Origin of the sequence: Streptomyces sp. NPDC001922, from assembly GCF_042891165.1 — a bacterium.
Classification (GTDB): Bacteria; Actinomycetota; Actinomycetes; order Streptomycetales; family Streptomycetaceae; genus Streptomyces.
On record NZ_JBIASV010000003.1, the window covers coordinates 257,359 to 280,823 of the forward strand.

Consider the following 23,465-nt stretch of genomic DNA (forward strand, 5'->3'; position numbering starts at 1 on the left):
CGACAGCGGATGGTAGTGATGGAGTCCGATGAGGCAAGCGCCGCACGGGCGCGGCATGCCACGGCCGACTTCCTGACGAAGGTCTGTCCATGGGTGGATGCCGACGCCGTGATGCTCGTGGTGTCCGAGCTGGTGAGCAACGCCGTGAAGCACACGGCCGGCTGGTGGCGCCTGCGGGTGCAGGCCTTTCAGAGCCGGCTCGTGGTCGAAATCGACGACACGAGCGAGGTGCTCCCCGCCCCGCGCACCCCGAATCTGGACGGTGGCGGCGGCATGGGATGGCACATGGTCCAGCAGCTCGCCACCCGGGTCGAGGTCCGTCGGCGGGCCGAGGGCAAGACCGTGTGCGCGATCTGGATGCGCGCGGAGGCGGTGCCCGGGCAGTGAGCCGGGCGGAACCGGTGGCGGGCAGATGCTGCGCCACCGGTTCCGCCGATGCCGCAGGAGCGCCGACGGCCGGCGACGCGCGTCGCGCAGGCCCGGGGAGAGCACCCGCCGAGTCGACGAGCGTCCCACCTGCCCGGGAACCCACAGCCCCGGACGCGGCACGTCCGCACCGGCCCGGCAGGCCCCGCGGAGGCGAGGGCGGACGGCGCCCCCGGATCCTGCGCCTCACTGCTGGGCGAGAAGCCCCGCGCGCAGCCGGGCCAGCACCTTCGACAACAGCCGGGAGACATGCATCTGGGAGACGCCGAGCTCGGCGCCGATCTCCGCCTGGGTCAGTTCCGCCCCGAAACGGAGTTGCAGGATCCGCCGGTCGCGCGGCGGCAGATCCTCGACCAGCGGCTTGAGGGCCTGCAGATTCTCCACGCCTTCCAGAGCGGGATCCACATCGCCCAGGCGGTCGGCGTAGGTGCCGCCCCCGCCCTCGGAGTTCTCGTCCACCGGCACGTCGAGCGAGGCGGCGGCGTAACCGTTGCTGGCCACGAGTCCTTCGACGACTTCCTCGGTGCTCAGTTCCAGCCGGTCCGCCAGCTCGGCCGTGGTCGGCGCCCGGCCCAGCGTGCGGGACATCTCGTCGGTCGCCTTGGCGAGATCCAGCCGGAGCTCCTGGAGCCGGCGCGGGACGTGCACGGACCAGCTGGTGTCACGGAAGAACCGCTTGATCTCGCCGATGATGTACGGCACCGCGAAGGTGGTGAACTCCACCTCGCGTGACAGGTCGAACCGGTCGATCGCCTTGATCAGGCCGATGGTGCCGACCTGGACGATGTCCTCCATGTCCTCGGACCGGTTGCGGAACCGCGCCGCCGCGTACCGGACCAGGGAGAGGTTGAGTTCGATGAGGGTATTGCGTGCGTACTGGTACTCGTGGGTACCTTCCTCCAGCTCGGTGAGCCGGCCGAAGAAGACCTTCGAGAGTGCCCGGGCGTCCTGAGGCGCCACCGACGTCGCGTCCTCGATCCACGGCAGGCCCGCGAGCGGCGCCTCGGCTGACTGCGCGTCTTCGCTCAGCTCGAGGCCGGCCGGACCGGTGGATGCCGTGCTGTTCACTGTGCCCTCCCTGTCTGGTTTGCTTCACTGGACGCTCGGCCGTGTACCCGGAGTTGGGGACTCCATACCTGCGTTTTTCCTGCTCGTCCGGTTGCGCGGCCCGCGCCGGGTCCGCGGGAGGGAGCGGGATCAGTCCGTCCCCGCGGTCAGCGAAGCGAACCCTTCCGTGCGGGCGCGGTGTTCGAGTTCGTCGAGCGCGGCACGGGCCCGTGCCGCCGCGGCGGGGTCGCGCTCGGGGAGACCGCTCTCCAGGAACTCGTCCTCGTCCAGCCGCAGGACCGTTCCGCCGTCCGCCGACACCCAGAGGTCGAGGTCCAGGTCCTCCACCACGAGGGCGTCCGGTGCCACGACGGCCGGCCGGGTCACGTCGCAGTACCAGCCCTTGAGAGTGCCTCCGGGGCCGCGCACCTCCTTGACGGCGTACCAGCGGTCGCGCCAGTAGTGCTCGGTGAACACATCGCCGTGCTCGAACCGGACGAAGCCGAAGTCCTTCGTCCCCGCGCCGGCCCAGGGGGCGCGGACCGTGAGCCGGGTGCCGTCGTCGTGGCGGACGACAGCGGGATACCGGACGTCCGGACGCGGCTGTTTCACCAGCCGGACCGTCACCTCGCCGCCCACGGGCAGCGTTCCGGAGGTGTCGGGGGTGTTCATGGGAGTCCTCGATCTGCGTTCGGGGCCGACGGAGCGGCCGACGGGCTCAGCCGTCGGCGACGGCGGTGACCAGCCTCGCCCGGGGAGGTGCACGCGGGCCACGGGTTTTCGCCGCAGTGGGGAGCCGTCACGGGGCACCGGACGCGGCCCGGAAGACGGGGACCGCCCCGCGCGTGGTCTCTACCGCTGCGTGCTGTTCACGCCCGACGCGGCCGTGCTGACTTCCCGCCGCACGGGAGCCGTCGGCACGGGTGCGGGTTTGCGTACGAAGGTGTAGGCGAGGGCCGCCCCGATCACGCCGACGGCTGCGGCGGCGACATATACCCGGTTCAGGCCCTCGACCGGTGCGGCGCCGGAACCCGTCCGGAAGAGGACGCCGAAGACCGCGATGCCCAGGGTCGGACCGAGCTGGCGAAAGGTCGTCATCGCACCGGCCGCCATGCCGCTGCGCTCGGCGGGAACGGCGGCGAAGACGGCCCCCGCCATGGCCGGGCCCATCATGCCGACGCCGATGCCGGTGACGGCGAGGCCGAGGGCCACGGAGCTCGCGGTGGAATGGGCGTCGAGACCGCTCTGCAGGGCGCAGCCGATACCGCTGAGCAGGAGCCCGGTGCCGACGATGAGGCGGGGCGACGTGCCGTGCAGGGTCCGTCCCGCGATCAGTGAGGTGGCGAAGGAGGCGAGGGCCAGGGGCATCAGGGCCAGCCCGGCGCGTACCGGGCCGAGGCCGAGGTCCGACTGCAGCCACACCGAAGTGAACAGGAGCGCCGCGAAAGCGGCAGCGGAGGCCAGGACGCACACCATCACCGCCGCGAAGGAGGCCCGGCCGAAGAGCCTCACGTCCAACATCGGCTGCACGCAGCGGCGTTCGACGACGACGAAGAGGACCAGCGCGGCGGCCGCGAGGGCGATCAGGGCGTACACCGTGGGAGTCCAGCCGTCCTCACCGGCCCGGGTGAGACCGTAGACGAGGGCGCCGGTGCACAGTGCGAACACGGCGGTGCCGGGCAGGTCGATGCGGTGGGCCTCCGGTCGGCGGTCGTTGCCGAGGACGCGCAGGGTGAGGGCGACGGTGCCGGCGACCAGGGGGAGGTTGAGGAAGAAGGCGGCCCGCCAACTGAGGCATTCGGTCAGTACGCCGCCGAGCATCGGGCCGACCGCGGCGCCCAGACCGGTGACCGCGCCGAAGACGCCCATCGCCTGGGCCCTGTCGGGGCCGCGGTAGACGGCGCCGATGAGCGCGAAGGTCGACACGGACATGGCCGCACCGCCGATGCCCTGCACTGCACGGGAGGCGATCAGCAGCCCGGTGTTGGGCGCGAGGGCGCAGGTCAGGGAGGCGAGGGCGAAAACCGTGAGCCCCGCGACGTACACGTTGCGGGCGCCGAACCGGTCGGCGAGGGAGCCGAACGGGAGCGTCAGCACGGCCAGGGCGAGGGTGTAGATGTTCAGCACCCACTGCAGCCCGGACAGCGGTGCGTTCAGATCGGTGCCGATGTCGGGCAGGGCGACGTTCAGGACAGTGGTGTCGAGCAGGAACATGAAGGTGCCGAGGCAGATCGCCACGAGCGGCCACCATGTGCGCATGAGCTTTCCTCTCACGGGATGCGGGGGGGGAATCGCTCACACGGTCCGATGGCAGGCGTGGATTCCACCAGCCATAGCCCATTCAGTGCCGGATACTGGCAAGGTTGGTCAGATGAAGGCAGATACCGTCACTCTCGACGAGGTCGATCGAGGGCTGGTGCACGCTCTGCAGATCGACGGCCGAGCCGCTTTCCGCGCCATCGGCGCGGCCCTCGGCGTCTCCGAGAACACCGTGGCCCGGCGCTACCGGCGGCTGCGTACCGCCGGCATCCTGCGTGTGGTCGGCACGCTGAACGGCGCCCGGCTCGGCTACAGCGCCTGGACGATCCGGCTGCGCTGCACCCCCGACGCGGCCGGAGCCATGGCCACGGCACTGGCCCGGCGCAACGACATCTCCTTTGTGCATTTGCTGTCCGGCGGTACGGAGATCTCCTTCAGTACGCAGACCCGCTCCAGCGACGAGAGTGACGCGCTGCTCCTGCACCAGCTGCCCCGCACCGCTCGCGTCACCTCGGTCTCGGCGCATCTCCTGCTCAACCACTACGCCCTGCCCAACAACTGGGCGGGACCTGCTCGGCTCACCCCGGAACAGGCCGCGCTCCTCACCCCGCCTCCTGCCGTCGACACGGAGGTGGACCTGGAGGAACCGATGGATCTGAAGGAAGGGGACCGAGCCCTTCTCGAGGCCCTCGGCCGGGACGGCCGGGCCGGCTACGCCGAACTCGCCACTGTCACCGGCTGGTCGGACACCACCGTCCGGCGGCGCATCGCCACCCTGCGCCGAGCCGGAGTCCTGATCTTCCTGGTCGACATCCCCTCGGCCGCTCTGGGCTTTCGTGCCGAGGCCCGGCTCTGGATGTCCGTTCAGCCTTCGGAGCTCACCGCCGTGGCAGCCGCGATGGCCGGTCACCCGGAGGCCTCTCTGGTCGCGATGACCACGGGTCCGACCAACCTGCTCGCCGCCGTCAACTGCCGTTCCGCGCAAGACCTTTCCCGCTACCTCACGGAACGGATCGCGTCCCTGGACGCGATCCGCACGATCGAGACGGCACCCGTCATCCGCACCCTCAAACGGGCCGGCACCCTGCTCCTGCCCACGTAGCACCGCCAAGGCCAGGACCGGGGCGGAACAGTTGCGCGACGACCAACGCCTGCGCGCCGTCGTCAACAGGGCGAACGTTGCCTGTATCCGGAGCTAGATCGCCGAGTAGGGCGACAGGTCCAGCAGCCGGGCGCGCGCGTCTTGCAGTCGGTGGGCCAGGATCTCCGCGAAGGTGCGCATCAGCACGACCCCCAGAGCCGTGTCCCGGTCACAGAGGCGGCGCACATCCATCCCGTCGAAGACGTAGGCACGGACCGGGCTCAGCGCCTCGGCCCCGAAGTCCCACTCGTAGGGCGGGAAGAGCCACGACCAGCCGAGCAGATCTCCGGGGCCCAGCGTGGCGACGGTGGCACGGCGCCCGTTCAGCAGCGTGAGGTCGAGGGTGACCGCACCGGAGCGGATCACCCAGAACCCCTCCGCCCGCGCCCCTTCGTCGAAGATCCGGGCGTCCTGGGGGAAGGAGACCTCGACGGCCAGCTCCATCAGACGGTTGCGGTAGTCGAGCGGCAGGGCCCGCAGGAACCGGGGCGCAGTAGTCATGGCCGGGACCCTCCTCGCCTCCGAGGCCCGCCGCCCGACGTTCACCCGGTCGGCGTACATCTGGTACCCCCATTGGACCCATGTTCGACCCGTGACGCCATCCCTGGGGCCCGACAACCGGAATCCCGGCCGGGGCCCGGTGCGGACACCCGGCGCGGGCGGGGTTCACGGTTCCGATGGGGCCAACGGTTCCGATGGGGTCAGGGAGTGCTGCCGGCCTGGAGGGCGGCCGCCGTCGTCCGGGCGAGGTGGTCGAGGTAGCCGTCCGGCAGCGGGCTGCGGACCACGGCGAGACGCCAGTAGAGCGGGCCGATGACGACGTCCAGCGCCAGTCGGGCGTCGGTACCGGCCGGCAGTTCGCCGCGGGCGACGGCGTTGCGTACGATCTCCGCGCCCACCTTCTCCTGGGCCTTGCCGAGGGCGGACTGGAGGGTCTGCGCGATCTCGGTGTTGCGCGCGGCCTCGGCCAGCAGATCGGGCACGATCTGCGAGGCGAGCGGATGCTGCAGGGCCTGCGCCGTCGATCCGAGCAGGACCCGCAGATCGCCCGGGAGGCTGCCGGTGTCGGGGACGGGCGTGTCCTGGACGGCGACGTCGGACACCACACCGATCACCATCTGCAGCTTGGAGGACCAGCGGCGGTAGACCGCGGTCTTGCCGACTCCGGCACGGCGGGCGACGGCCTCGATGGACATCCGCCCGTAGCCGACGGAGGCGAGCTCCTGGAAGACCGCCGCGCGGATCGCCGCTGTCACGTCTTCCTGCAGAACGGCTGCTCCGGCGGGGACGCGGCGGGGAATCGGCTTGTCCGCTGGTGGCATGAGCTCACCCTACCCGGCGTTACGACGAAACGGTTGCGTTGCGACGCACACTGCCCTACCGTGGCGACACGACGAAACGGTTTCGTCCCGTCGTTCATGCCCCCCACTCCCTCCATGAACTCCATGACGACCTTCGCAGGAGCTCCGATGAACGAATCCCCGGCCGCGCTCGCCGCGCGGCACGGCCTGGCGGTGAGCGGCGCCAGGCCGGGTCTGCCGGAGTACGTCCGCCAGCTGTGGGGCCGGCGGCACTTCGTGGTCACGCTCTCGCGGGCGCGGCTGCACGCCCAGTACAGCCAGGCCCGGCTGGGGCAGTGGTGGCAGCTGGCGACACCGCTGCTGAACGCGGCGGTCTTCTACCTGATCTTCGGGCGGCTGATCGGCACCCGGGACGGTGTGCCCGACTTCGTGCCCTTCCTGGTGACCGGGGTCTTCGTCTTCGCGTTCACCCAGAACTCGGTGCTGTCCGGCACCCGGGCGATCTCGGGACAGCAGCGACTGGTCCAGACCCTGCACTTCCCCCGGGCCTCGCTGCCCCTGTCGGTCTGTCTTCTGCAGTTGCAGCAACTGCTGTACTCGCTGGCGGTGCTCGTCGCCATCGTGCTGGCCTGGGGTGAGCGGCCGCAGGCCGCCTGGCTGCTGGCGGTGCCGGCGCTGGCCCTGCAGTTCGTGTTCAACGCCGGCCTGACCCTGGTGACGGCCCGGCTGGGCAGCAGGGTCCCGGACATCGCCCAGCTGATGCCCTTCGCCGTGCGGACCTGGATGTACGCCTCGGGGGTCATGTACAGCACCGATCACCTCACGGCGGGCAGGCACCTGCCCCGCTTCGTAGAGTGGTTGCTGAACCTGAATCCGGCAGCGGTCCACATCGACCTGATGCGGTACGCGCTGATCGACAGCTTCCGGGACGCGCGAGCGCTGCCGCCGCACGCCTGGGCCATCGCGCTGGGCTGGGCGCTGCTCGTCGGGACCGGCGGCTTCGTGTACTTCTGGCAGGCGGAGGAGCGGTACGGCCGTGGCTGAGCAGAGCGATACCCCCGAGACACGGGTCCCCACGGTCATCGCGGACGGCCTGCACATCGTCTACCGGGTGCACGGCGGCGGCCGGGGCCGGGGCGGAGCGACGGCCGCGCTGAGCCGGATCCTGGGCCGCAAGGGCACCCCCGGGATACGCGAGGTGCACGCGGTGCGCGGGGTGACGTTCACCGCGTACCGGGGTGAGGCGATCGGGCTGATCGGGTCGAACGGCTCCGGCAAGTCGACCCTGCTGCGGGCCGTCGCGGGCCTGCTGCCGCCGGAGAGCGGCAAGGTTTACACCGACGGCCAGCCCTCGCTGCTGGGTGTGAACGCGGCGCTGATGAACGACCTGACCGGTGAGCGGAACGTCGTCCTCGGCGGCCTGGCGATGGGCATGACGGTCGACGAGATCCGTGAGCGGTACCAGGGCATCGTCGACTTCTCGGGGATCAACGAGAAGGGCGACTTCATCACCCTGCCGATGCGGACGTACTCCTCCGGCATGGCGGCCCGGCTGCGGTTCTCGATCGCCGCGGCCAAGGACCACGACGTGCTGATGATCGACGAGGCGCTGGCCACCGGCGACCGGAAGTTCCAGAAGCGCTCCGAGGCCCGCATCCGGGAGCTCCGCAAGGAGGCCGGCACGGTCTTCCTGGTCAGCCACAACAACAAGTCGATCCGGGACACCTGCGACCGCGTGCTGTGGCTGGAGAAGGGGGAACTGGTCATGGACGGCCCCACCGAGGACGTCCTCAAGGAGTACGAGAAGCCGGGGCCCTCGTAACGGGCGTCCGCGGGCCCGCGGGCGCCTTCCGGCCCGGGGGCGCCGTGGCAGGCCCGGGCCCAGGGCCGGCGCAGGTGCGGGACCCGGAACGAGAGCCCGAAGGGCAGGCGGCATGGAGTGGTCCACGGATTCCGGTTACTGGCTCGGCCGGCTGGTCTTCCAGCGCGGGCTCGCCGCCCTCTATCTGGTGGCGTTCCTGGCAGCGGCCCGCCAGTTCCGCGCTCTGATCGGGGAGCGCGGGATGCTGCCGGTGCCGTACTTCGTGGCGCGGGTTCCGTTCCGGCGCTCCCCCAGCCTCTTCCACTTCCGTTACTCCGACCTCCTCTTCGCCGCGGTTTCCTGGACGGGGGCGGCGCTGGCTGCGGCCGTGGCGGCCGGTGCCGCCGACGCGGTCCCGCTCTGGGCGTCGATGGTGCTGTGGGCCGTGCTGTGGGTGCTGTATCTGTCCATCGTCAATGTGGGCCAGATCTGGTACGGCTTCGGCTGGGAGTCCCTGCTGCTGGAGGCGGGCTTCCTCGCCGTGTTCCTGGGGAACGCCGACACCGCGCCACCGGTGCTCGTGCTGTGGCTGCTGCGGTGGCTGCTCTTCCGGGTGGAGTTCGGCGCCGGACTCATCAAGCTGCGCGGCGACCGCTGCTGGCGCGATCTGACCTGCCTCCACTACCACCACGAGACTCAGCCGATGCCGGGGCCGCTCAGCTGGTACTTCCACCATCTGCCGAAACCGCTGCACCGCGTCGAGGTCGCGGCCAACCATGTGGCCCAGCTGGTGCTCCCGGTGGCCCTGTTCACCCCGCAGCCGGTGGCGGGCATCGCGGCGGCCGGGATCGTCCTCACCCAGCTCTGGCTGGTGCTGTCCGGCAACTTCGCCTGGCTGAACTGGGTGACGATCCTGCTCGCGCTGCCCGCGATCGGCGGCGGCGCGGTCACCGACGCGCTGTCACTGCCCCGGCCTCCGGCACTGCCCCCGGCACCGGCGTGGTTCGACGGCATGGTGATCGCCGCCACCGCCCTGGTCGTGGTGCTCAGTTACTGGCCGGCGCGGAATCTGCTCTCCCGCCGGCAGGAGATGAACCGCTCGTTCAATCCCCTGCACCTGGTCAACACCTACGGCGCGTTCGGCACCATCAGCCGGACCCGGCGGGAAGTGGTCGTCGAGGGCACGGACGAGCCCGAGGTCACCCGGGCCACCGTGTGGCGGGAGTACGAGTTCCGGGGCAAGCCCGGTGACCCGGCCCGGCTGCCGCCCCAGTTCGCGCCGTACCACCTGCGGCTGGACTGGCTGATGTGGTTCGCGGCGCTGTCCTCCGCCTACTCCCGCTCCTGGTTCCTGCCGTTCGTCGAGCGCCTGCTGGTGAACGACCCGGCCACCCTGCGGCTGCTGCGCCGCAACCCGTTCCCGGACGCCCCGCCCGCCCATGTGCGCGCCCGGCTCTACGAGTACCGGTTCACCACCCGCCGGGAGCGGCGGGAGACCCGGGCGTGGTGGACCCGCACCCTGATCGGTGAGCACCTCCCGCCGGTCGCGCTGGACGAGCCGGACCGTGCCGCGCGCCCGGCCGGACCGCCGTGACCCGCGGCCGGCTTCCCTGACCGGCCGTCAGGGCTTTGGGGCCCGCGCCGGCGGTGGGTACGGGGCCGCCGACGGTGCGGGCCCGGCCTCCGGTACGGCCGCCCGGCTGAACCCCGGGGACAGGCGCGTGCGGGCCGGGCGCACCGGGTACCGCCAGCAAGCACGGCGATTCCCCCGGTGGCGATTCCCCCCTGTACGGAGAAGGGCGGCTGTACCGACATGGCAGAGTTTCTGACCGACATCCGGACCATCCGGGACCGGGCGCGCAGGGAGATCGACAAGGGACCGGTGACGGACGCCTACGGCGCCGATCTGAGCCGGGTCATCCTGGTCCTCAACGAGGCTCTGGCCACCGAGATCGTCTGCACACTGCGCTACAAGCGGCACTACTACACGGCGACCGGGCTGTACTCCGAGCCCGTCGCGGCGGAGTTCCTCCAGCACGCCCAGGAGGAGGAGCAGCACGCCGACAAGCTCGCGCAGCGCATCGTCCAGCTCGGCGGGGAACCGGACTTCAACCCGGACACCCTCACCCGGCGGGCGCACGCCGAGTACGACGCCAGCGCCGATCTGATCGAGATGATCAAGGAGAACCTGGTGGCCGAGCGCGTCGCCATCGCCGCGTACACCGAGATCGCCCAGTGGATCGGGGCGGGCGATCCGACCACCCGCCGGATCTTCGAGGAGCTGCTGGCCCAGGAGGAGGAGCACGCGGACGACATGCGGGGGCTGCTGGAGCGGATCCCGCGCGACCAGCCGGGCGTCTGAAACGCCGGCCGGGCAACGGACGGGAGCGGCGGGACCGCGGCCCCGGCGCTCCGGAACGGCCCCGCCTCCCGGACTCCGCAGGCCCGGCCCTCCCCTCTGCTCCTGTGGCCGGCGCGGGAGCCGCTACCCTTCCGGCGCACCGCCCGACGGCACCGGTCCCGACGCCTCGGCCGCCGCCCGGTCGAGCGCCCTGCGCTCCCGGCGGGCGCGGGCCCGGTCGGCGGCCGAGGCGTCGGTGATGTCGAGGAAGATCTGGTCACTCACCGGAAGGTGCTCCCGCATCGCCGCCTTGATGCGCTCCGAGGCCTCCTCGACCTCCTCGCTGTCCAGCCCGCCGACCAGGTCGATGCGGGCGGCGACCAGAGTGTCCTCCAGACCGAGCCGCATCGTCAGCACCGTGGTCACCGTGTCGACCTCGGGCTGTGCCTCCAGGAACACCCGCAGGTCGCGGCGGAGTGCGGGGGCGACGGCCTCACCGATCAACTGCTTGCGGGCGTCCTTGCCGAGCCGGTAGGCCACGAACACCAGGAGGCCGCCGATGAGCAGCGAGGCCCAGGCCTCGTACACGGGGTCGCCGGTCGCCAGGTGCAGGGCCATGCCGACGATGGCCAGCACCACGCCGAGGCAGGCCGTGCTGTCCTCCGCGAGCACGGTGCGCAGCGCGGGGTCCATGCCCGCACGGAGCTGCCGGACCATGCCCCGGCCCGCCCGCCGCGCCTGCCCACGGACCTGGAGCAGCGCCTTGACCAGGGAGGCGCCCTCGGCGATCAGGGCCACGCCGAGGACGACGAGCCCGGCCGTGTAACCGGCGCCGGTCTCCTGCTCGGTGGCGTGCAGGGCCTCGATGCCCTGGAAGAACGAGAAGCAGCCGCCCATGACGAAGATGCCCACGGCCGCGAGCAGCGACCAGAAGTAGCGCTCCTTGCCGTAGCCGAACGGGTGTTCCTCGTCCGGTTGCCGCGTGCTGCGCTTCAGCGACGCCAGGAGGAAGACCTCGTTGAGGCTGTCCGCGACGGAGTGCGCGGCCTCGGACAGCAGCGCCGGCGAGTGGGCGAACACGCCCCCGGCGGCCTTGGCGACGGCGATGACGAGATTGGCGGCGAGGGCCACGAAGACGGTCGCTCTGGTTCTGCTGTCCTCGGCGCGCTGCCCGGAGGCGGCGTCGCCGCTCTGTTCTCTGCTCATCGCCGTCGGATTCCCGGGCACCGGCCCGCTACACGCCGGACGGCGCGCGCCCGGCCGGGGGCGGCGCGGCGCGTCAGTAGTCCCGGCTCCCCAGGGAGCGGCGGCGGGCGTACAGGGTCCAGGCCGTGCTGCCGACGACCAGGGTGCCGGCCACGGAGACGTACCAGGCCGTCGGGGGGCGGTCGCGGGGCACGGTGGCCGCCGACGCCTGGCTCACCACGGTCGCGGGGTCGTCGTGGACCGGGCGGTGCACCGCGCGGGCCGCCGCGGCGGCTTGGTCGTGGTGCAGCGTGCCGACCGCGGAGACCTTGCCCGAGGCCTTGAACCCCCAGTCGAGCAGGGACTTCGCCTCGTGGTAGACGGCGTTGTAGCTGCCCGACTGCGGGTTCATCACCGTCGCCAGCAGGGTCCGCCCGCCGCGGCGCGCGGCGACTACGAGGGTGTTCCCGGCCTGGCTGGTGTAGCCGTTCTTGACCCCGATCAGGCCGCGGTAGCGCTCGAGTCCGGACGCGCCGACGAGCAGCCGGTTGGTGTTCTGGATGGCGTAGGACCCGTTCGCCCTGCCGTCCGCCGTCCTCCCGGTGGGGAAGCGGGCGTAGCGGGTCGAGGCGTAGCGGACGAAGTCGGGCCGGGCCAGACCGGCGCGGGCGATCAGGGTCAGGTCGTACGCCGAGGAGACCTGCCCCGGGGCGTCGTAGCCGTCCGCCGAGACCACCCGGGTGTCGTACGCCCCGAGCGAGCGCGCCCTGGCCCGCATCTGCGCGATCGTGGTGCGCATCGATCCGTTCATGGCGGCCAGGGCGTGCACGGCGTCGTTGCCGGAGCTGAGGAACACGCCCCGCCAGAGGTCCGCGACGGTGTAGGAGCGGCCCGCCTGCACGCCGACGCGGCTGCTGCCCTCGCCGACCCCGGCGAGGTCGGCCTCGCTCACCTTGCGGAGCACCTGCTGCGGAAGCCGGGGCAGCACCGTGACCGCGAAGAGGGTCTTCAGGGTGCTCGCCGGGGGCAGTCGCCGGTGCGCGTCCTTCGAGGCCAGCACCTGGCCGGTCCCCGCGTCGGCCACCACCCACGACAGGCCCGAGAGGTTCGAGGGGAGGTGCGGCGCCCGGGCCGTGGGCCGTACCTGCACACCGGGCCGGCTCAGCCGCGGTCCGCCCACCGCGGCCGGTCTGCCGTGGCGTTGCCCCTCGTCGTCCGCGTGCGCCGGCGCCGCCGGGCAGGCGAGGGCCAGACTCCCGGCGACGAGTGTCATCGCGGCGATCCGCGTCTTCAGTCCCGACTTCGTTCCCATGGCTGCACCGTAAAAACGCTGTGGTTGGCGTGCCGCGCGTTCCTGCTCCATCCGGGGGCGACGATCCGATGCACCGTCAGAAGCAGGGGGACGCGGACGAGATGACAGAGTGCCGATGTACCGGATCACATCGGCGCGAGCAACTGCTGCTCACCGGAGGGCATGGAGTCGGCCAGGCACCGCACGGCGCCTTGGAGCACCGAGGCCTGCGGCGTGTCGACCAGGTGGACCGACATGCCCACCAGCCGGCTCAACTGCTCGGGCAGGCCGCCCAGCAGTGCTCCTCCCCCGGTGAGCACCAGCCCCCGCTCGATGATGTCGTCGGCGACGCTCGCGGGGCAGTGCCCGACGACGGAGGCGACGGCCTCGCCGATCCGCTTGATCTCCGGCACGGAGACCAGCAGCAGCTCGCCCACGGACATCGTCGCGGACTTGGGCAGGTCGGTGACCCGGTCGCGGCCGCGCACCTCCAGGGAGGTGTTCTGCCGGGCGGCGGCGGCCAGACTGAGGCCGATCTTGACCTCCTCGGCGGCCTCTGCGCTCAGCGTCAGGGCGTGCTCCCGCTGCAGATAGCCGATCAGGGCGGCCCCGAAGGAGTCACCGGCGGTGTGGATCGACTCCGCCGCCACCATGGTGCCGAAGGCGAAGGCCGCCACCTCGGTCGTCCCCGCGCCCACGTCGACGATCATGGTGCCGGTCGCGTCCCAGACCGGTACGCCGGCTCCGATCGCCGCCAGGGTGGACTTGGGGATCAGCCGGACCGAGCGTGCCCCGGCGATCTCGAAGGCCTCCTGAACGGCGCGCTTCTGCACCTCGGTGGCCTGGGCCGGTACGCCCGCCACCACCCGGGGCGGCAGCCAGGACCGCAGCCGGCCGCGGCGCTGCTGCCCGATGGCGTGCCACAGCAGCCGGGTGGTCGCGTCGAAGTCGGTGATGACACCCCGGCGGATGGGGGCGACCGTCTCGATGGCCGGCGGTGTGCGGCCCGCCATGCCCTTGGCTGCGTCGCCGACCGCCACGATCTTCCCGGTGCGGGTGTCGACCGCGAGTACCGAAGCGCCGCGGAACGAGGTGCCCCGCGGTCCGTGCACCCGGGTGCAGGACGTTCCTAGGTCGACGGCCAGCTGGGTGGCCCCGAGAGCCTGGGACAGAGCCATGGAGAGTCCTTTCGCCCTGGTGTCCGGTTCGGTGTCCACCCTCGGCCCCGGACCGGCGGGATCAGTCGCACCACCCGCCGCACTCCCTCGAAAGGGTGCGACGAACGGGTTGTCATATCCGCCGTCCAGCGGTGAGGGACGTACCACGGCGGAGGTACCGGCGGAGCCCTCCCGGAGGGGCGGCGCGAGGCGTGACTCAGGCGTCGCGGCCGGTGCCGCACCGGCCCGGTTCCGGCGGCTCTCCGGGGCCGGTCGCGGGCCCGGCGGTCCCGGCACCGCTCCGTGGGCACCGGCCGCGGCGCCCCGGGCGGGCGCGACCGCTCCTGCCGCTCCCGGGCACCGGCCGCCGCTGAGCCGGGCTCCGGCACGGCGGGCTCCGGCGTGGCGGGCTCCGGCGTGGCGGGCTCCGGCACGGGCCTGCGACAACGGGACCGGCCGACAGCGTGGGAGAGGGCCCCTCCGCCAACGGCGGGACTGCGGTTGCCCCCCGGTGGCGGGCACTGAAACATCCTCATATGAACGCGATGCGTGCACTGATGTCCCTCGCGGCCGCGGGCGGCGTCCTCGGGGCGGCGCTCGGCGCCGCACAGGTCACGGCCCCCGCCGACGCCGGGACACCCGTGCACGGCTCCGCGCCCGCCCCCGCGCCGCCCGCGGCCGCCCCGCCCGCGGCCTCGTTCGACTACGGCGCCGGGGCGCCCACCGAGTCCCTGGCCGCGCCCCGGGCCGGGATCTGCTACTCGCTCGGCAGCACCCGGTCCGCGACCGCCTTCCGCAACGGCAGCGAGCTGCGGGCCGAGCTCTTCCCCGAGCCCGGCTGCGCCGGCCGGCCGGGCCCGGTGCTGGCCCCCGGGCGGTCGGCCACCGGAGTCGCGCCCCGGTCGAGTGTGGTCTTCGTCGTGGGCGGGCGGGACCGGCCCGCCACCGGAGGCTGACAGCCGGCCCCGGCGTTGCGTCATCCCGGCCGGGGCCCGATGCCGTCGGACACTCCCCCGGCTCTCCTCCGCCCGGTTTGTGCACCGGACGGGCCGCGAGGCCCCCACTGGGCGCCCGGCCGGGATGACCTGACTCCCGGTGCACCGGCACGTCGGTGCACGCGCTCCCCGCGGTCCGGCCCGGCTGCCCGGGGCCGTACGGCGCGTCGGCGCCCCACCCGGCCGGTCCCGGGCGGACGATCGGGCTGACGGTCATCCGCACACCGAGGGTCATCCGCACACAGGAGGATTTCACCGTGGCCACGACGCGCACCGCCCACACCGAATGGGAAGGCGAACTGATCAAGGGGGCCGGCGAGGTCACGCTCGACTCCTCGGGAGTCGGGCACTTCCCCGTGACCTGGGCCTCCCGCGCCGAGGAGCCGGCCGGGAGGACGAGTCCGGAGGAACTGATCGCGGCCGCTCACTCCAGTTGCTTCTCGATGGCCCTGGCCAACGGGCTCACCAAGGCCGGTACGCCGCCGACGACGCTGCGCACCCAGGCCGAGGTCACCTTCCAGCCGGGCACCGGCATCACCGGGGTGCACCTCACGGCAACCGGCCGGGTGCCGGGGGCGGACGAGGCCGCGTTCCAGGCGGCGGCCGAGGACGCCAAGGCGAACTGCCCGGTGAGTCAGGCCCTCACCGGGACCACCATCACCCTCACGGCGCAGCTCTCCGCCTGAGCGCGGCGGTGCCGCCGCTCCGGGATCCGGGCGGCGGCACCGTCGTGACCTCGCACAGGGGCCGGCGGGATTCGGCGGAATCCGCCTGCATCCAGCGGTCAGAGCAGTATCCCCTTCGCCTCCAGATAGGCCGCGGGGTCGAGATCGGAGCCGTAGGCGGTGGAGGTCCGGACCTCGAAGTGCAGGTGCGGACCGGTGGAGTTGCCGGTGTTGCCGGACTGCCCGAGCAGGGTGCCGGCCTCCACCCGCTGCCCCTCGTGGACCGCGACCTCGGAGAGGTGGGCGTAGAGCACGTAGTGCCCGTCGTCCAGCTTCACCATCACCATCAGGCCGTAGTCGCCGGCCCAGTCGGCCTGGGTGACCACGCCGGAGCCGACGGAGTGCACCGAGGTGCCCACCGGGACGGCGAGGTCGACGCCCGTGTGATGGCCGGCGATCCACTCACCGGGGATGCCGTACTCGGCCGACACGGCGCCGACGGCGACCGGCCTGACCCAGCCCCGCAGGTCACCCTCCCCGGTGTCCACCTGCCACTGCGACTCCTGTGCCGCCTCCTCCGCCTCCGCCGGCACCTCCGAGGGCTCCGCCGGCTCCTCGACGAACTGCCCGGACTGCCCGGACTGCCCGGACTGCTCGGACTGCTCGGACTGCTCGGACTGCTCCTCCTGGGGATCGTCGTCGCCCGGTTCGGCGTCGTCACGGCCGGTGCCGGCGGCGTACGCCATGCGGTCGGACCCCGGCCGGTGGGCCGATGCCGGGTGCTCCGTCGCCGCCCAGGCCGTGCCCGACGTCGGGACGATGCAGAGCGCTCCGAGCAGGGAACCGCATATCAGGTGCCGGACCAGGGGGGATGGTGGCGGCGGATGCGGGGCCCGGTGCTGGTCTTCCGTGCTCACGGGGGTGTCCTTTCTGTCTTCCGTACCAGGAGTGCTGTCTCGGTTCCGGGGTCCGTCGGCGGCTGGACACGCCGCGGGCCCCGTATCCCGGCCGACCGCGGTGCGGCCATGCCGGGATACGGGGCCCGCGGTGGTGGTCATGCCCGACGGGAGGTCAGGCGCCGTTCCGGTTCCGCTTGCGGGTGATGAGGATCGTGGCCGCACCACCGGCCGCCAGCAACGCCGCACCCCCGGCGATCCCCAGGCCGTTCATCCCCGCGATGCTGCCGCCCTCACCGGCGTCGGAGCCGCCCGTCGCGCCCCGGCGCACGGTGAAACTCGCCTCCGCCGACGACCCGCCGCCCTCACAGCGCGTCCGCACGTGGTACGTCTGCCCCACCCGGGCCCGGGGCGAGACGCGAGCCGTCCCCACGAAGTTGCTCCCGCCCTTGTCGCGCAGGGTCACCGACCGCACGAACCCCTCGGACGACGCGACCACCGAACGCGCCCGGCAGCCGCCCCGCTGCACCAGCGTCACCTCGCCCCCGGGCGCGGGGAAGCGCGGGGAGACCGAGAGCGTCCCGCGCCCCTCCCCACGGCCTCCGTCCTCGGCAGCGGCGCCCACCGCCGAGCCGCCCACCGCCACAACACCCAACAGCGCGACCCCCACACACCGACGCACAACCGCACCCATCGCCCAACACCTCCGGAACGCCCGCATGCGGAACCTCGCCGTCCGCACAGGACCATCACGCACCCCATGCCACCCCCGCGGACCGTCAAGCGCACACGCCGGGCCGCCGTTCCCCTCCCACCAACGGCCCACCGAGCGGCCGTTCCGCACGTCAAAACCCCAGGCCACACAGGCCCGCGCAGCTCCGCGCACAACCACCCCGCCTCCACCCCCCAATGAGTGACCACCCCCTCCGGACCGGTGAGGCACCGGCGGGGTCCGCGGGGTGTGATGCTGGAGGGGTGTACGAGGAACGGTTCTCCCGGACGGCCGGCGCGACGCTGTGGACCCGGACCGCGGGCGACACGCCGCAGCGGGTCCTGCCGGACGGCTGCACCGACCTCATCGTGATCGGCGGAGAACTGGTGGTGGCGGGCCCGGACACCCGGGCGCATCTGGCCACGGGCCCGCCGGGCACCCGGTACCTCGGCCTCCGGTTCCCTCCCGGGCGGGGGCCCGCGCTGCTGGGCGTGCCGGCGGACGAGCTGCGGGACCAGCGGGTGCCGCTGGGTGCGCTCTGGTCGGGCCGGGATGCCCGGGTGCTGGCGGAGCGGGTCGTCGAGGCGGACGATCCGGCGGAGGTGCTCGCACGGATCGCGGCGGACCGGCAGCGGACGAGTCCGCCGCCCGACCCCCTCGTCACCGCGCTCGTTCCGGCGCTGCAGGCGGGCGAACCGGTCGCCGCGGTCGCCGCGGCGGCGGGACTCGGTGAGCGGCAGCTGCGACGCCGCTGTCTGACGGCCTTCGGGTACGGCCCGAAGACCCTGGCCCGGGTGCTGCGGATGAACCGGGCGCTGGGGCTGGCGCGCGACGGCGTTCCGTATGCCACCGTCGCGGCCACCGCGGGCTATGCGGACCAGGCGCACCTGGCGCGCGAGGTGAAGGCCCTGGCCGGGGTGCCGCTGAGCGAGCTGCCGGTCCGCTGAGCCGGCGACAGGCCCGCGCGCGGGCGGCAGCCGACCGTCCGCGGACCGGCGCCACGGGCAGCGGCGGGTCCGCGAGCGGCGACGGCCGGCCCGCGAGCGGCGGGAGCGGACGACGGATCATGCGGCCGGGCCATGGACGGTGCGGCCGGCCGAAGGACCGTGCGGCCGGACGGGGAGAGTGAGGCCGGTAGGTCGGCGGACGGTGGGATCAGTCGGCCGGCAGCGGCGCGAAGAGATCCACGGCGTGGCCGTCCGGGTCGAGTACCACGGCGTAGCGCTGCCCCCAGAAGGCGTCGAAGGGCTTCAAGTACCCCTCGTGGCCCGCCCCGACGAGCGCGGCGTACGACGCGTCGACGTCGTCGGGGCCGTCACAGGCGAAGGCCAGGGAGACACCGTGACCCCGCGGGGGTGTCCATGCGGGGTCGAAGGAGCGGATGGTCTCGGTGGTGTCCCAGGCGATGCGCAGGCCGCCGGGCAGCGCGGCCTCGACGTGCGGCTGGGTGTCGGCCTCGGCCGGGATGTCCAGGCCGAGGCGGCGGTAGAAGGCGAGCGACGCCGCCATGTCGGTGACGACGAGGCCGATGAGGTCGAATCGTGGAGTCATACCGGCACCGTAGGCAGCGGGCGGCGCAGCCGTCTTGAACGAATCGGACGTCCGGCCGCGAAGATGACCCCTGCGCCGGTCGGCGCCCCCGTCGTTCCGGGCGTGGCCGCTTCCCGCGGAGCGGCCGAGGCGGCGCCGGGATCGGGGGCGGGGCCGGACACGGCTGAGCGGCAGCCGCCGGCGACTGCCGCTCTGGATGGCGAGGAGGACACCGGTGGGGTGGCCGATGTCCTCGCCGCCGGGTCAGGCCGTGCGGCTCTGGGACCTCATGGTCCGCATCACCGCTCCCGCGGCGAGCAGACCGAGCAGGCACACCACCGCGCCGACGATCACGTTGTTCCAGATCATCCCGGTGTCCGGGAAGCGGGTGACCACCCAGGGAGAGATGATCAGCCAGACACCCATCGCCGCCATGGCCCAGCTCATCCCGCCGATCCTCTCCGGCGCGACGGCCAGCCCGATTCCCAGCAGTGCGACAGCGATGCCCAGAACGAGGTTGTTGAGGGTCAGCTCGGGCTCGGCGCCCGTGAAGTGCACGACCCAGGGAGAGATGGCGCAGTAGACGCCCGCGAGGAACGCCAGTCCGTCGAGGGCTCCGGCGTCCGGTCCCTGGAGCATGCGCGCATACCGGTCCCGCATTTCATGTACATCAGGGTGACTCGACAGGTCACCGGGACGGTGCGAGAGGTCGGCCATGCGACTCGCCTCCTTCGATCCTCCATTTGTGAACTCGCCAGCCGACATCAGGCGAGCAGTACCATTGTGCGCTTTCAAGTGCTTTGTGCATAGATGCCTGTCACGACATGAAATAGCCCCGTGATCCTCGGTCCAGGCGGTGAAGGAGCGGGCCGGGCAGCCGGTCAGCTCCTCCACCGTGCGGGCGATTTCGACAGGGGTGTTCCGAGCCGACTCCCACATGTCGAGCAGGACCTCGACGACGGCCTCCGGCATGTGGGCGGACACACCCTTCCTCGCCGTCTCACGGCTGACGGTGTTGACGGTGACGGGCCGGCCGGTCACCTGCGCGATGCGTTCGAGCTGCTGCTGGAAGGAGAGCGACTCCGGCCCGGTCGGGGCGTGGGCCGTACAGCCGGGCCGGGCGGCACCGAAGGCGCAGGGCGGCCTCGGCGATGCCGGCCTCGGGGATCGGGTCGGTGCGGGCATGCGGGAACGCCGCACGGCCGCGCACCCGTAGACTCCATTGCGCGCCACAGATATTACATAGCACCAATATTGCGTCACGCAATCAATGGAACGTGGAGGCGATCATGACGGCGGAGGCGACATGACGGCGGAACGGGCGGAGCTGCTGGAGCGGATCAGCGTCGAAAGCCGTCGGCACCACGCCGCGTGGACGCTGTTCAACCAGGCACTGGCCGGCCGGCTGCGACTTCACCCCACCGACCTGCAGTGCCTGGGCCTGCTCGGTCTCGAACCCGGGCCGCTGAGCACCGGCGGGGTCGCCGAGCTGACCGGTCTGACACCGGGGGCGGCGACCCGGCTGGTGGACCGTCTGGAGAAGGCGGGGCTGGTCGAGCGCCGCCCGGACCCCCGGGACCGCAGGCGGGCACTGGTCGCCCTGGTGCCGGGTGCCCTGGGAAGGGTGAACGCGGCATGGGAGAGCCCCGCTCAGGCCTTCGACGAGAACCTCCGGCGGTACACCGACGAGGAACTGGCCCTCATCGGCGACTATCTGAGCACCGGAGCCGCGCTGGGACGCCGGCAGGCGGAACGGCTGCGGAAGGAACCGGAGGGCCCGATGGACCCTGCGGGGCCGGAGGCCAGGGCAGGCACGGAGGGTCCGGCCGAGGGCCGTTGAGCCCCGTCCCGTACGGGGCAGCCGGGCGGTCGATCCCGCTGTCGGGGCTGCCGGTAGCGTCATGAGCCATGACCAGTGCCGACGACACCACAGCCTGCACAGTCCGCACCGCCCGTCCCGAGGACGCAGCGGCCATCGAGGCCCTCGACGGCTCCTTCACCACCGGCACCGTCTTCGAAGTGACGGCCACTGGCAACGGGTTCACCCTCCGCGAGGTCCCCGTCGACCCGCCGCTGACGAAGGCCTTTCCCGAGGACGAGAGCCCCGAGGACGAGAACCCCGGTGCCGAGGACCCTGGTGGCGACGAGGGCGAGGGCGCCGACCGCCGCACCTTCGTCGCCGTGGGGCCCGACGGCACCCTCGTCGGCTTCGCCGCCGTCTCCCACTCCGCGTGGAACCGCCGCCTGACCGTCGAGGACATCGAGGTCGCCCCCGGCCACCGCGGCCGGGGCATCGGCCGGACCCTGATGGGACACGCCGTCGACTTCGCCCGCGAGCGGGGAGCCGGGCACCTCTGGCTGGAGGTCACCAACGTCAACGCTCCCGCCATCCACGCCTACCGCCGGATGGGCTTCGCCCTCTGCGGCCTGGACACCACCCTCTACGACGGCACGGAGTCCGCGGGCGAGCAGGCGCTCTATATGAGTCTGCCCTGCGACCGCGCCTCGGGCTTCTGACGACGGTCCGCCCCGGGCCCCCGGGGAGCGCGGGCCGACCGCACGTCAGGTGTGGATCCCGCGGGGCCGGGCCGCGGAACGCCGTACGCTGGGGGCCCGTGACCGGAATCGATCTTGTCAACGGGGTGGTGGGGGCCGTCTTCGGCATGGTCTTCGCCGTACTGTTCCAACAGCCGCTCCAGAACGCCTGGTTCAGGATCCGCCGCCGGTCCGCGACCGCCGTGCGCAGCGTGACGTACCGGGACGACGGCGTGCCCCACTCCATGTGGTCGACCTTCTCGATCGGCCCGCTCCACACCTCGGCCCTCGTCGTGGAGGGCGACGGCGAACAGGCCATCGCGCCGGAGTCGGTCCGCGTCCACGTACTGGACGGGGAGGTGGCGCTCCCCGAGGAGATGGCGCCGTGGCGGGCGGAGATAGCGGCGGAGCAGGAGCAGGCGGAGGCCACCGGCACCCGGGTGCGCGTCTGGAACGGCCCCCGGTACGCCGTGGAGGGCCTGGAGATCTCCCGCACCGCGCTGGAGGAGCACCCGGACGTCCGGCTGCGGCTGCGCCCCACCGACTACTTCACCTTCCTCGCGGCACAGCAGCTCGACCGCAGGCTGCCCGACGGCAGCACCCCGCGCGGACGCTACCTCGACCCCGACCGCCCGCTGGATGCCCCCGCGTTCCTGCAGTGCAGCTTCGGTGTGAACGTGGCCGTGGTCACCGCCGACCACCTTCTCGTCGTCAGCCGGCGGTCGGACCAGGTGCGTTCCGGCCCCGGCCTGTGGGGCTCCTCGGTGAACGAGGGGCTCTCCCGGCACATCGACTCGGCGGGCCGCCACGCACCCGACCTGCACGACGTCGCGCGGCGCGGCATGCGCGAGGAGCTCTCCGTGCAGCCGCACGAGTACTCGCTCACGCTGCTGGCCTTCGCGCTGGACGTGGAACGGCGGCAGTGGAGCGCCCACTTCACCGCGCACCTCTCCGGCCTGACCGGCGACGGCCTGCGGTCCCGCATCTCGCACGGCGTCGCCGACCGCTGGGAGCACCAGAGCATCGACCACGTGCCGTTCCGCCCGGCCGACGTGGTCGGCTACCTGCTGCGCCCCGACCGCGTCCGCCGCTGGGCCCCGCTCACTCCCGCCCTGTTCCATCTGGCCCTGGTGCACACCCACGGTCGCGGCGCCGTGGAACGCGCCGAGGCGCAGGTGGTCCGTCGCCTGCGCTGAGTACGCGGACCCGCCGCACTTCGGGGTGACACCGCCTCGGCACAACAGGTACCCGGCGCCCGGATGTCGCGCTCCCGCGTCCGGCGCCTGACGGCCCGTTCGTGGCCGGCCCGTCCGGCAGGCCACTCCCCGGGGCACCGAGGGGCGGTGGGCCGGCCGCGTCTCCGGAGATCGGCGGCCCATCGCAGAGGCCGCCTGCGGCCCCGGACCCCGGCCCGCGGCCGATGGATGCCGCCGGATGGGGGAAACTGAGCAGCATGTCTGCTCCGCGCCGCTCCTGCCCCGTCTGCTGCCGTGAGATCGCCGTGGTGGGGGGCCGGCTGGCCCGGCACGACCCGCCGGGCCGCCGCTCGGTGCTGGAGCTGATCTCCTGCCCGGGGTCGCGGCGTCTCACCTCCGTCGGCGACAGCCAGCCGCCGCTGATCGACCTGGACGCGCCGCCGGTGCCGGGTCAGCTGCCGCTGTTCTGACGTCCGTTCGGACGCCGGACCGGGCCCGGGGGAATCCGGCCCGGGAATCTCATGCGGCGCCGAACAGCTTCAGCAGGTCGTCCTTGCCGAACATCCGCGCCGTGTCCACCGCGGACGGGGTGCCCGCCGCCGGATCGGCGCCGCCCGCCAGCAGGGCCCGGACCACCGCGTCCTCCCCCTTGAAGACCGCACCCGCGAGAGGCGTCTGACCGCGGTCGTTGGCCCGGTCGGGATCGGCGCCGCGGCTGAGGAGGGCCTCCACGGCACCCGCATGGCCGTGGTACGCGGCGAGCATCACCAGCGAGTCGCCCTTGTCATTGGTGAGATCGGCCGGCACACCGGCGTCGACGTACGCGGACAGCGAGGCCGTCTCGCCGCCGCGCGCGAAGTCGAAGATCCTGCTCGCCAGCTCGATGACCTCAGGATCGACCTGACCTGCGACATCTCCCGACTCCGGAGTGTCCATCCGCTGATCCGCCTTCCCGGTCCGCCGCCCGTACGAGTGAACAGCCAGCGT

The 23,465-nt window shown here is 72.8% G+C and carries 27 protein-coding genes; 14 read left to right on the forward strand and 13 right to left on the reverse strand.

Annotated features, from left to right (window positions below; all coding sequences use genetic code 11):
• The first annotated feature begins 18 nt into the window (after nucleotides 1–18).
• On the forward strand, nucleotides 19–387 hold the full coding sequence (locus ACFYYR_RS06610) for an ATP-binding protein (protein ID WP_388847637.1): 369 nt from the start codon (nucleotides 19–21) through the stop codon (nucleotides 385–387).
• 225 nt (nucleotides 388–612) lie between these two features.
• Here ACFYYR_RS06610 and ACFYYR_RS06615 read toward each other — a convergent pair whose 3' ends face one another.
• The 3 genes from ACFYYR_RS06615 to ACFYYR_RS06625 form a co-directional block, all read right to left on the reverse strand.
• Nucleotides 613–1,494, reverse strand: coding sequence for an RNA polymerase sigma factor SigF (locus tag ACFYYR_RS06615; protein ID WP_388847639.1), 882 nt, complete (start codon nucleotides 1,492–1,494; stop codon nucleotides 613–615).
• Nucleotides 1,495–1,623: 129 nt separating this feature from the next.
• Nucleotides 1,624–2,145, reverse strand: coding sequence for a DUF402 domain-containing protein (locus ACFYYR_RS06620; protein ID WP_388847641.1), 522 nt, complete (start codon nucleotides 2,143–2,145; stop codon nucleotides 1,624–1,626).
• Nucleotides 2,146–2,325: 180 nt separating this feature from the next.
• Nucleotides 2,326–3,732 (reverse strand): MFS transporter, encoded by a 1,407-nt coding sequence (locus ACFYYR_RS06625; protein WP_388847643.1) that lies wholly within the window; start codon nucleotides 3,730–3,732, stop codon nucleotides 2,326–2,328.
• 112 nt (nucleotides 3,733–3,844) lie between these two features.
• Between ACFYYR_RS06625 and ACFYYR_RS06630 the strand changes: the two genes are divergently transcribed.
• The gene (locus ACFYYR_RS06630) at nucleotides 3,845–4,834 is read left to right on the forward strand and encodes an Lrp/AsnC family transcriptional regulator (RefSeq protein WP_388847645.1); all 990 of its coding nucleotides are present in this window, start codon (nucleotides 3,845–3,847) and stop codon (nucleotides 4,832–4,834) included.
• A gap of 93 nt (nucleotides 4,835–4,927) precedes the next feature.
• On the opposite strand, the gene ACFYYR_RS06635 is transcribed toward ACFYYR_RS06630, so the two are convergent.
• The gene (locus ACFYYR_RS06635) at nucleotides 4,928–5,374 is read right to left on the reverse strand and encodes a Crp/Fnr family transcriptional regulator (RefSeq protein WP_388847647.1); all 447 of its coding nucleotides are present in this window, start codon (nucleotides 5,372–5,374) and stop codon (nucleotides 4,928–4,930) included.
• A gap of 200 nt (nucleotides 5,375–5,574) precedes the next feature.
• Nucleotides 5,575–6,195 carry a TetR/AcrR family transcriptional regulator gene (locus ACFYYR_RS06640; protein WP_388847649.1) on the reverse strand — a complete coding sequence of 207 codons (621 nt, stop codon included), beginning with the start codon at nucleotides 6,193–6,195 and terminating at the stop codon, nucleotides 5,575–5,577.
• Between the two features lie 147 nt (nucleotides 6,196–6,342).
• Here ACFYYR_RS06640 and ACFYYR_RS06645 point away from each other — a divergent pair, with 147 nt between their 5' ends.
• The 4 genes from ACFYYR_RS06645 (at nucleotide 6,343) to ACFYYR_RS06660 (ending at nucleotide 10,337) form a co-directional block, all read left to right on the forward strand.
• On the forward strand, nucleotides 6,343–7,218 hold the full coding sequence (locus tag ACFYYR_RS06645) for an ABC transporter permease (RefSeq protein WP_388847651.1): 876 nt from the start codon (nucleotides 6,343–6,345) through the stop codon (nucleotides 7,216–7,218).
• Nucleotides 7,211–7,996, forward strand: a complete 786-nt coding sequence (locus ACFYYR_RS06650; protein WP_388847653.1) for an ABC transporter ATP-binding protein — start codon at nucleotides 7,211–7,213, stop codon at nucleotides 7,994–7,996. The genes ACFYYR_RS06645 and ACFYYR_RS06650 overlap by 8 nt, the downstream gene beginning before the upstream one ends.
• Nucleotides 7,997–8,108: 112 nt before the next feature.
• A complete protein-coding gene (locus ACFYYR_RS06655) occupies nucleotides 8,109–9,569 on the forward strand; it encodes a lipase maturation factor family protein (RefSeq protein ID WP_388847655.1) in 1,461 nt (486 codons plus the stop codon).
• Between the two features lie 219 nt (nucleotides 9,570–9,788).
• Entirely contained in the window at nucleotides 9,789–10,337 is a 549-nt protein-coding gene (locus ACFYYR_RS06660) for a bacterioferritin (RefSeq protein ID WP_388847657.1), read from the forward strand.
• 123 nt (nucleotides 10,338–10,460) lie between these two features.
• Here ACFYYR_RS06660 and ACFYYR_RS06665 read toward each other — a convergent pair whose 3' ends face one another.
• The 3 genes from ACFYYR_RS06665 to ACFYYR_RS06675 form a co-directional block, all read right to left on the reverse strand.
• Nucleotides 10,461–11,522, reverse strand: coding sequence for a cation diffusion facilitator family transporter (locus ACFYYR_RS06665; protein ID WP_388847659.1), 1,062 nt, complete (start codon nucleotides 11,520–11,522; stop codon nucleotides 10,461–10,463).
• A 73-nt stretch (nucleotides 11,523–11,595) separates the two neighbouring features.
• The gene (locus ACFYYR_RS06670; protein WP_388847661.1) at nucleotides 11,596–12,813 is read right to left on the reverse strand and encodes a D-alanyl-D-alanine carboxypeptidase family protein; all 1,218 of its coding nucleotides are present in this window, start codon (nucleotides 12,811–12,813) and stop codon (nucleotides 11,596–11,598) included.
• Between the two features lie 125 nt (nucleotides 12,814–12,938).
• Nucleotides 12,939–13,970: a rod shape-determining protein gene (locus ACFYYR_RS06675; protein WP_388847663.1), complete on the reverse strand. Its 1,032-nt coding sequence runs from the start codon at nucleotides 13,968–13,970 to the stop codon at nucleotides 12,939–12,941.
• 515 nt (nucleotides 13,971–14,485) lie between these two features.
• Between ACFYYR_RS06675 and ACFYYR_RS06680 the strand changes: the two genes are divergently transcribed.
• On the forward strand, nucleotides 14,486–14,905 hold the full coding sequence (locus tag ACFYYR_RS06680) for a hypothetical protein (RefSeq protein WP_388847665.1): 420 nt from the start codon (nucleotides 14,486–14,488) through the stop codon (nucleotides 14,903–14,905).
• Between the two features lie 296 nt (nucleotides 14,906–15,201).
• Complete coding sequence (locus ACFYYR_RS06685; RefSeq protein WP_388847667.1) at nucleotides 15,202–15,630, forward strand: OsmC family peroxiredoxin; 429 nt, start codon at nucleotides 15,202–15,204, stop codon at nucleotides 15,628–15,630.
• A gap of 98 nt (nucleotides 15,631–15,728) precedes the next feature.
• Here the strand turns inward: ACFYYR_RS06685 and ACFYYR_RS06690 are convergent, their stop codons facing one another.
• Entirely contained in the window at nucleotides 15,729–16,526 is a 798-nt protein-coding gene (locus ACFYYR_RS06690) for a M23 family metallopeptidase (RefSeq protein ID WP_388847669.1), read from the reverse strand.
• A 154-nt stretch (nucleotides 16,527–16,680) separates the two neighbouring features.
• Entirely contained in the window at nucleotides 16,681–17,199 is a 519-nt protein-coding gene (locus ACFYYR_RS06695; protein ID WP_388847671.1) for a hypothetical protein, read from the reverse strand.
• 281 nt (nucleotides 17,200–17,480) lie between these two features.
• Here ACFYYR_RS06695 and ACFYYR_RS06700 point away from each other — a divergent pair, with 281 nt between their 5' ends.
• Nucleotides 17,481–18,164 carry a helix-turn-helix domain-containing protein gene (locus ACFYYR_RS06700; protein ID WP_388847672.1) on the forward strand — a complete coding sequence of 228 codons (684 nt, stop codon included), beginning with the start codon at nucleotides 17,481–17,483 and terminating at the stop codon, nucleotides 18,162–18,164.
• 208 nt (nucleotides 18,165–18,372) lie between these two features.
• Here ACFYYR_RS06700 and ACFYYR_RS06705 read toward each other — a convergent pair whose 3' ends face one another.
• The gene (locus tag ACFYYR_RS06705; protein WP_388847674.1) at nucleotides 18,373–18,768 is read right to left on the reverse strand and encodes a VOC family protein; all 396 of its coding nucleotides are present in this window, start codon (nucleotides 18,766–18,768) and stop codon (nucleotides 18,373–18,375) included.
• A 243-nt stretch (nucleotides 18,769–19,011) separates the two neighbouring features.
• Nucleotides 19,012–19,464 carry an SPW repeat protein gene (locus ACFYYR_RS06710; protein ID WP_388847676.1) on the reverse strand — a complete coding sequence of 151 codons (453 nt, stop codon included), beginning with the start codon at nucleotides 19,462–19,464 and terminating at the stop codon, nucleotides 19,012–19,014.
• 220 nt (nucleotides 19,465–19,684) lie between these two features.
• Between ACFYYR_RS06710 and ACFYYR_RS06715 the strand changes: the two genes are divergently transcribed.
• From ACFYYR_RS06715 to ACFYYR_RS06735, 5 genes are all read left to right on the forward strand, one after another.
• Nucleotides 19,685–19,963: a hypothetical protein gene (locus ACFYYR_RS06715; RefSeq protein ID WP_388847678.1), complete on the forward strand. Its 279-nt coding sequence runs from the start codon at nucleotides 19,685–19,687 to the stop codon at nucleotides 19,961–19,963.
• Nucleotides 19,964–20,053: 90 nt separating this feature from the next.
• A complete protein-coding gene (locus tag ACFYYR_RS06720) occupies nucleotides 20,054–20,587 on the forward strand; it encodes a MarR family winged helix-turn-helix transcriptional regulator (protein ID WP_388847680.1) in 534 nt (177 codons plus the stop codon).
• 68 nt (nucleotides 20,588–20,655) lie between these two features.
• On the forward strand, nucleotides 20,656–21,264 hold the full coding sequence (locus ACFYYR_RS06725; protein ID WP_388847682.1) for a GNAT family N-acetyltransferase: 609 nt from the start codon (nucleotides 20,656–20,658) through the stop codon (nucleotides 21,262–21,264).
• A gap of 98 nt (nucleotides 21,265–21,362) precedes the next feature.
• Nucleotides 21,363–22,478, forward strand: a complete 1,116-nt coding sequence (locus ACFYYR_RS06730; RefSeq protein ID WP_388847684.1) for a hypothetical protein — start codon at nucleotides 21,363–21,365, stop codon at nucleotides 22,476–22,478.
• Between the two features lie 257 nt (nucleotides 22,479–22,735).
• A complete protein-coding gene (locus tag ACFYYR_RS06735) occupies nucleotides 22,736–22,948 on the forward strand; it encodes a hypothetical protein (RefSeq protein WP_351503979.1) in 213 nt (70 codons plus the stop codon).
• Nucleotides 22,949–22,997: 49 nt separating this feature from the next.
• Here the strand turns inward: ACFYYR_RS06735 and ACFYYR_RS06740 are convergent, their stop codons facing one another.
• Entirely contained in the window at nucleotides 22,998–23,414 is a 417-nt protein-coding gene (locus tag ACFYYR_RS06740; RefSeq protein ID WP_388847686.1) for an ankyrin repeat domain-containing protein, read from the reverse strand.
• Nucleotides 23,415–23,465 lie beyond the last annotated feature (51 nt).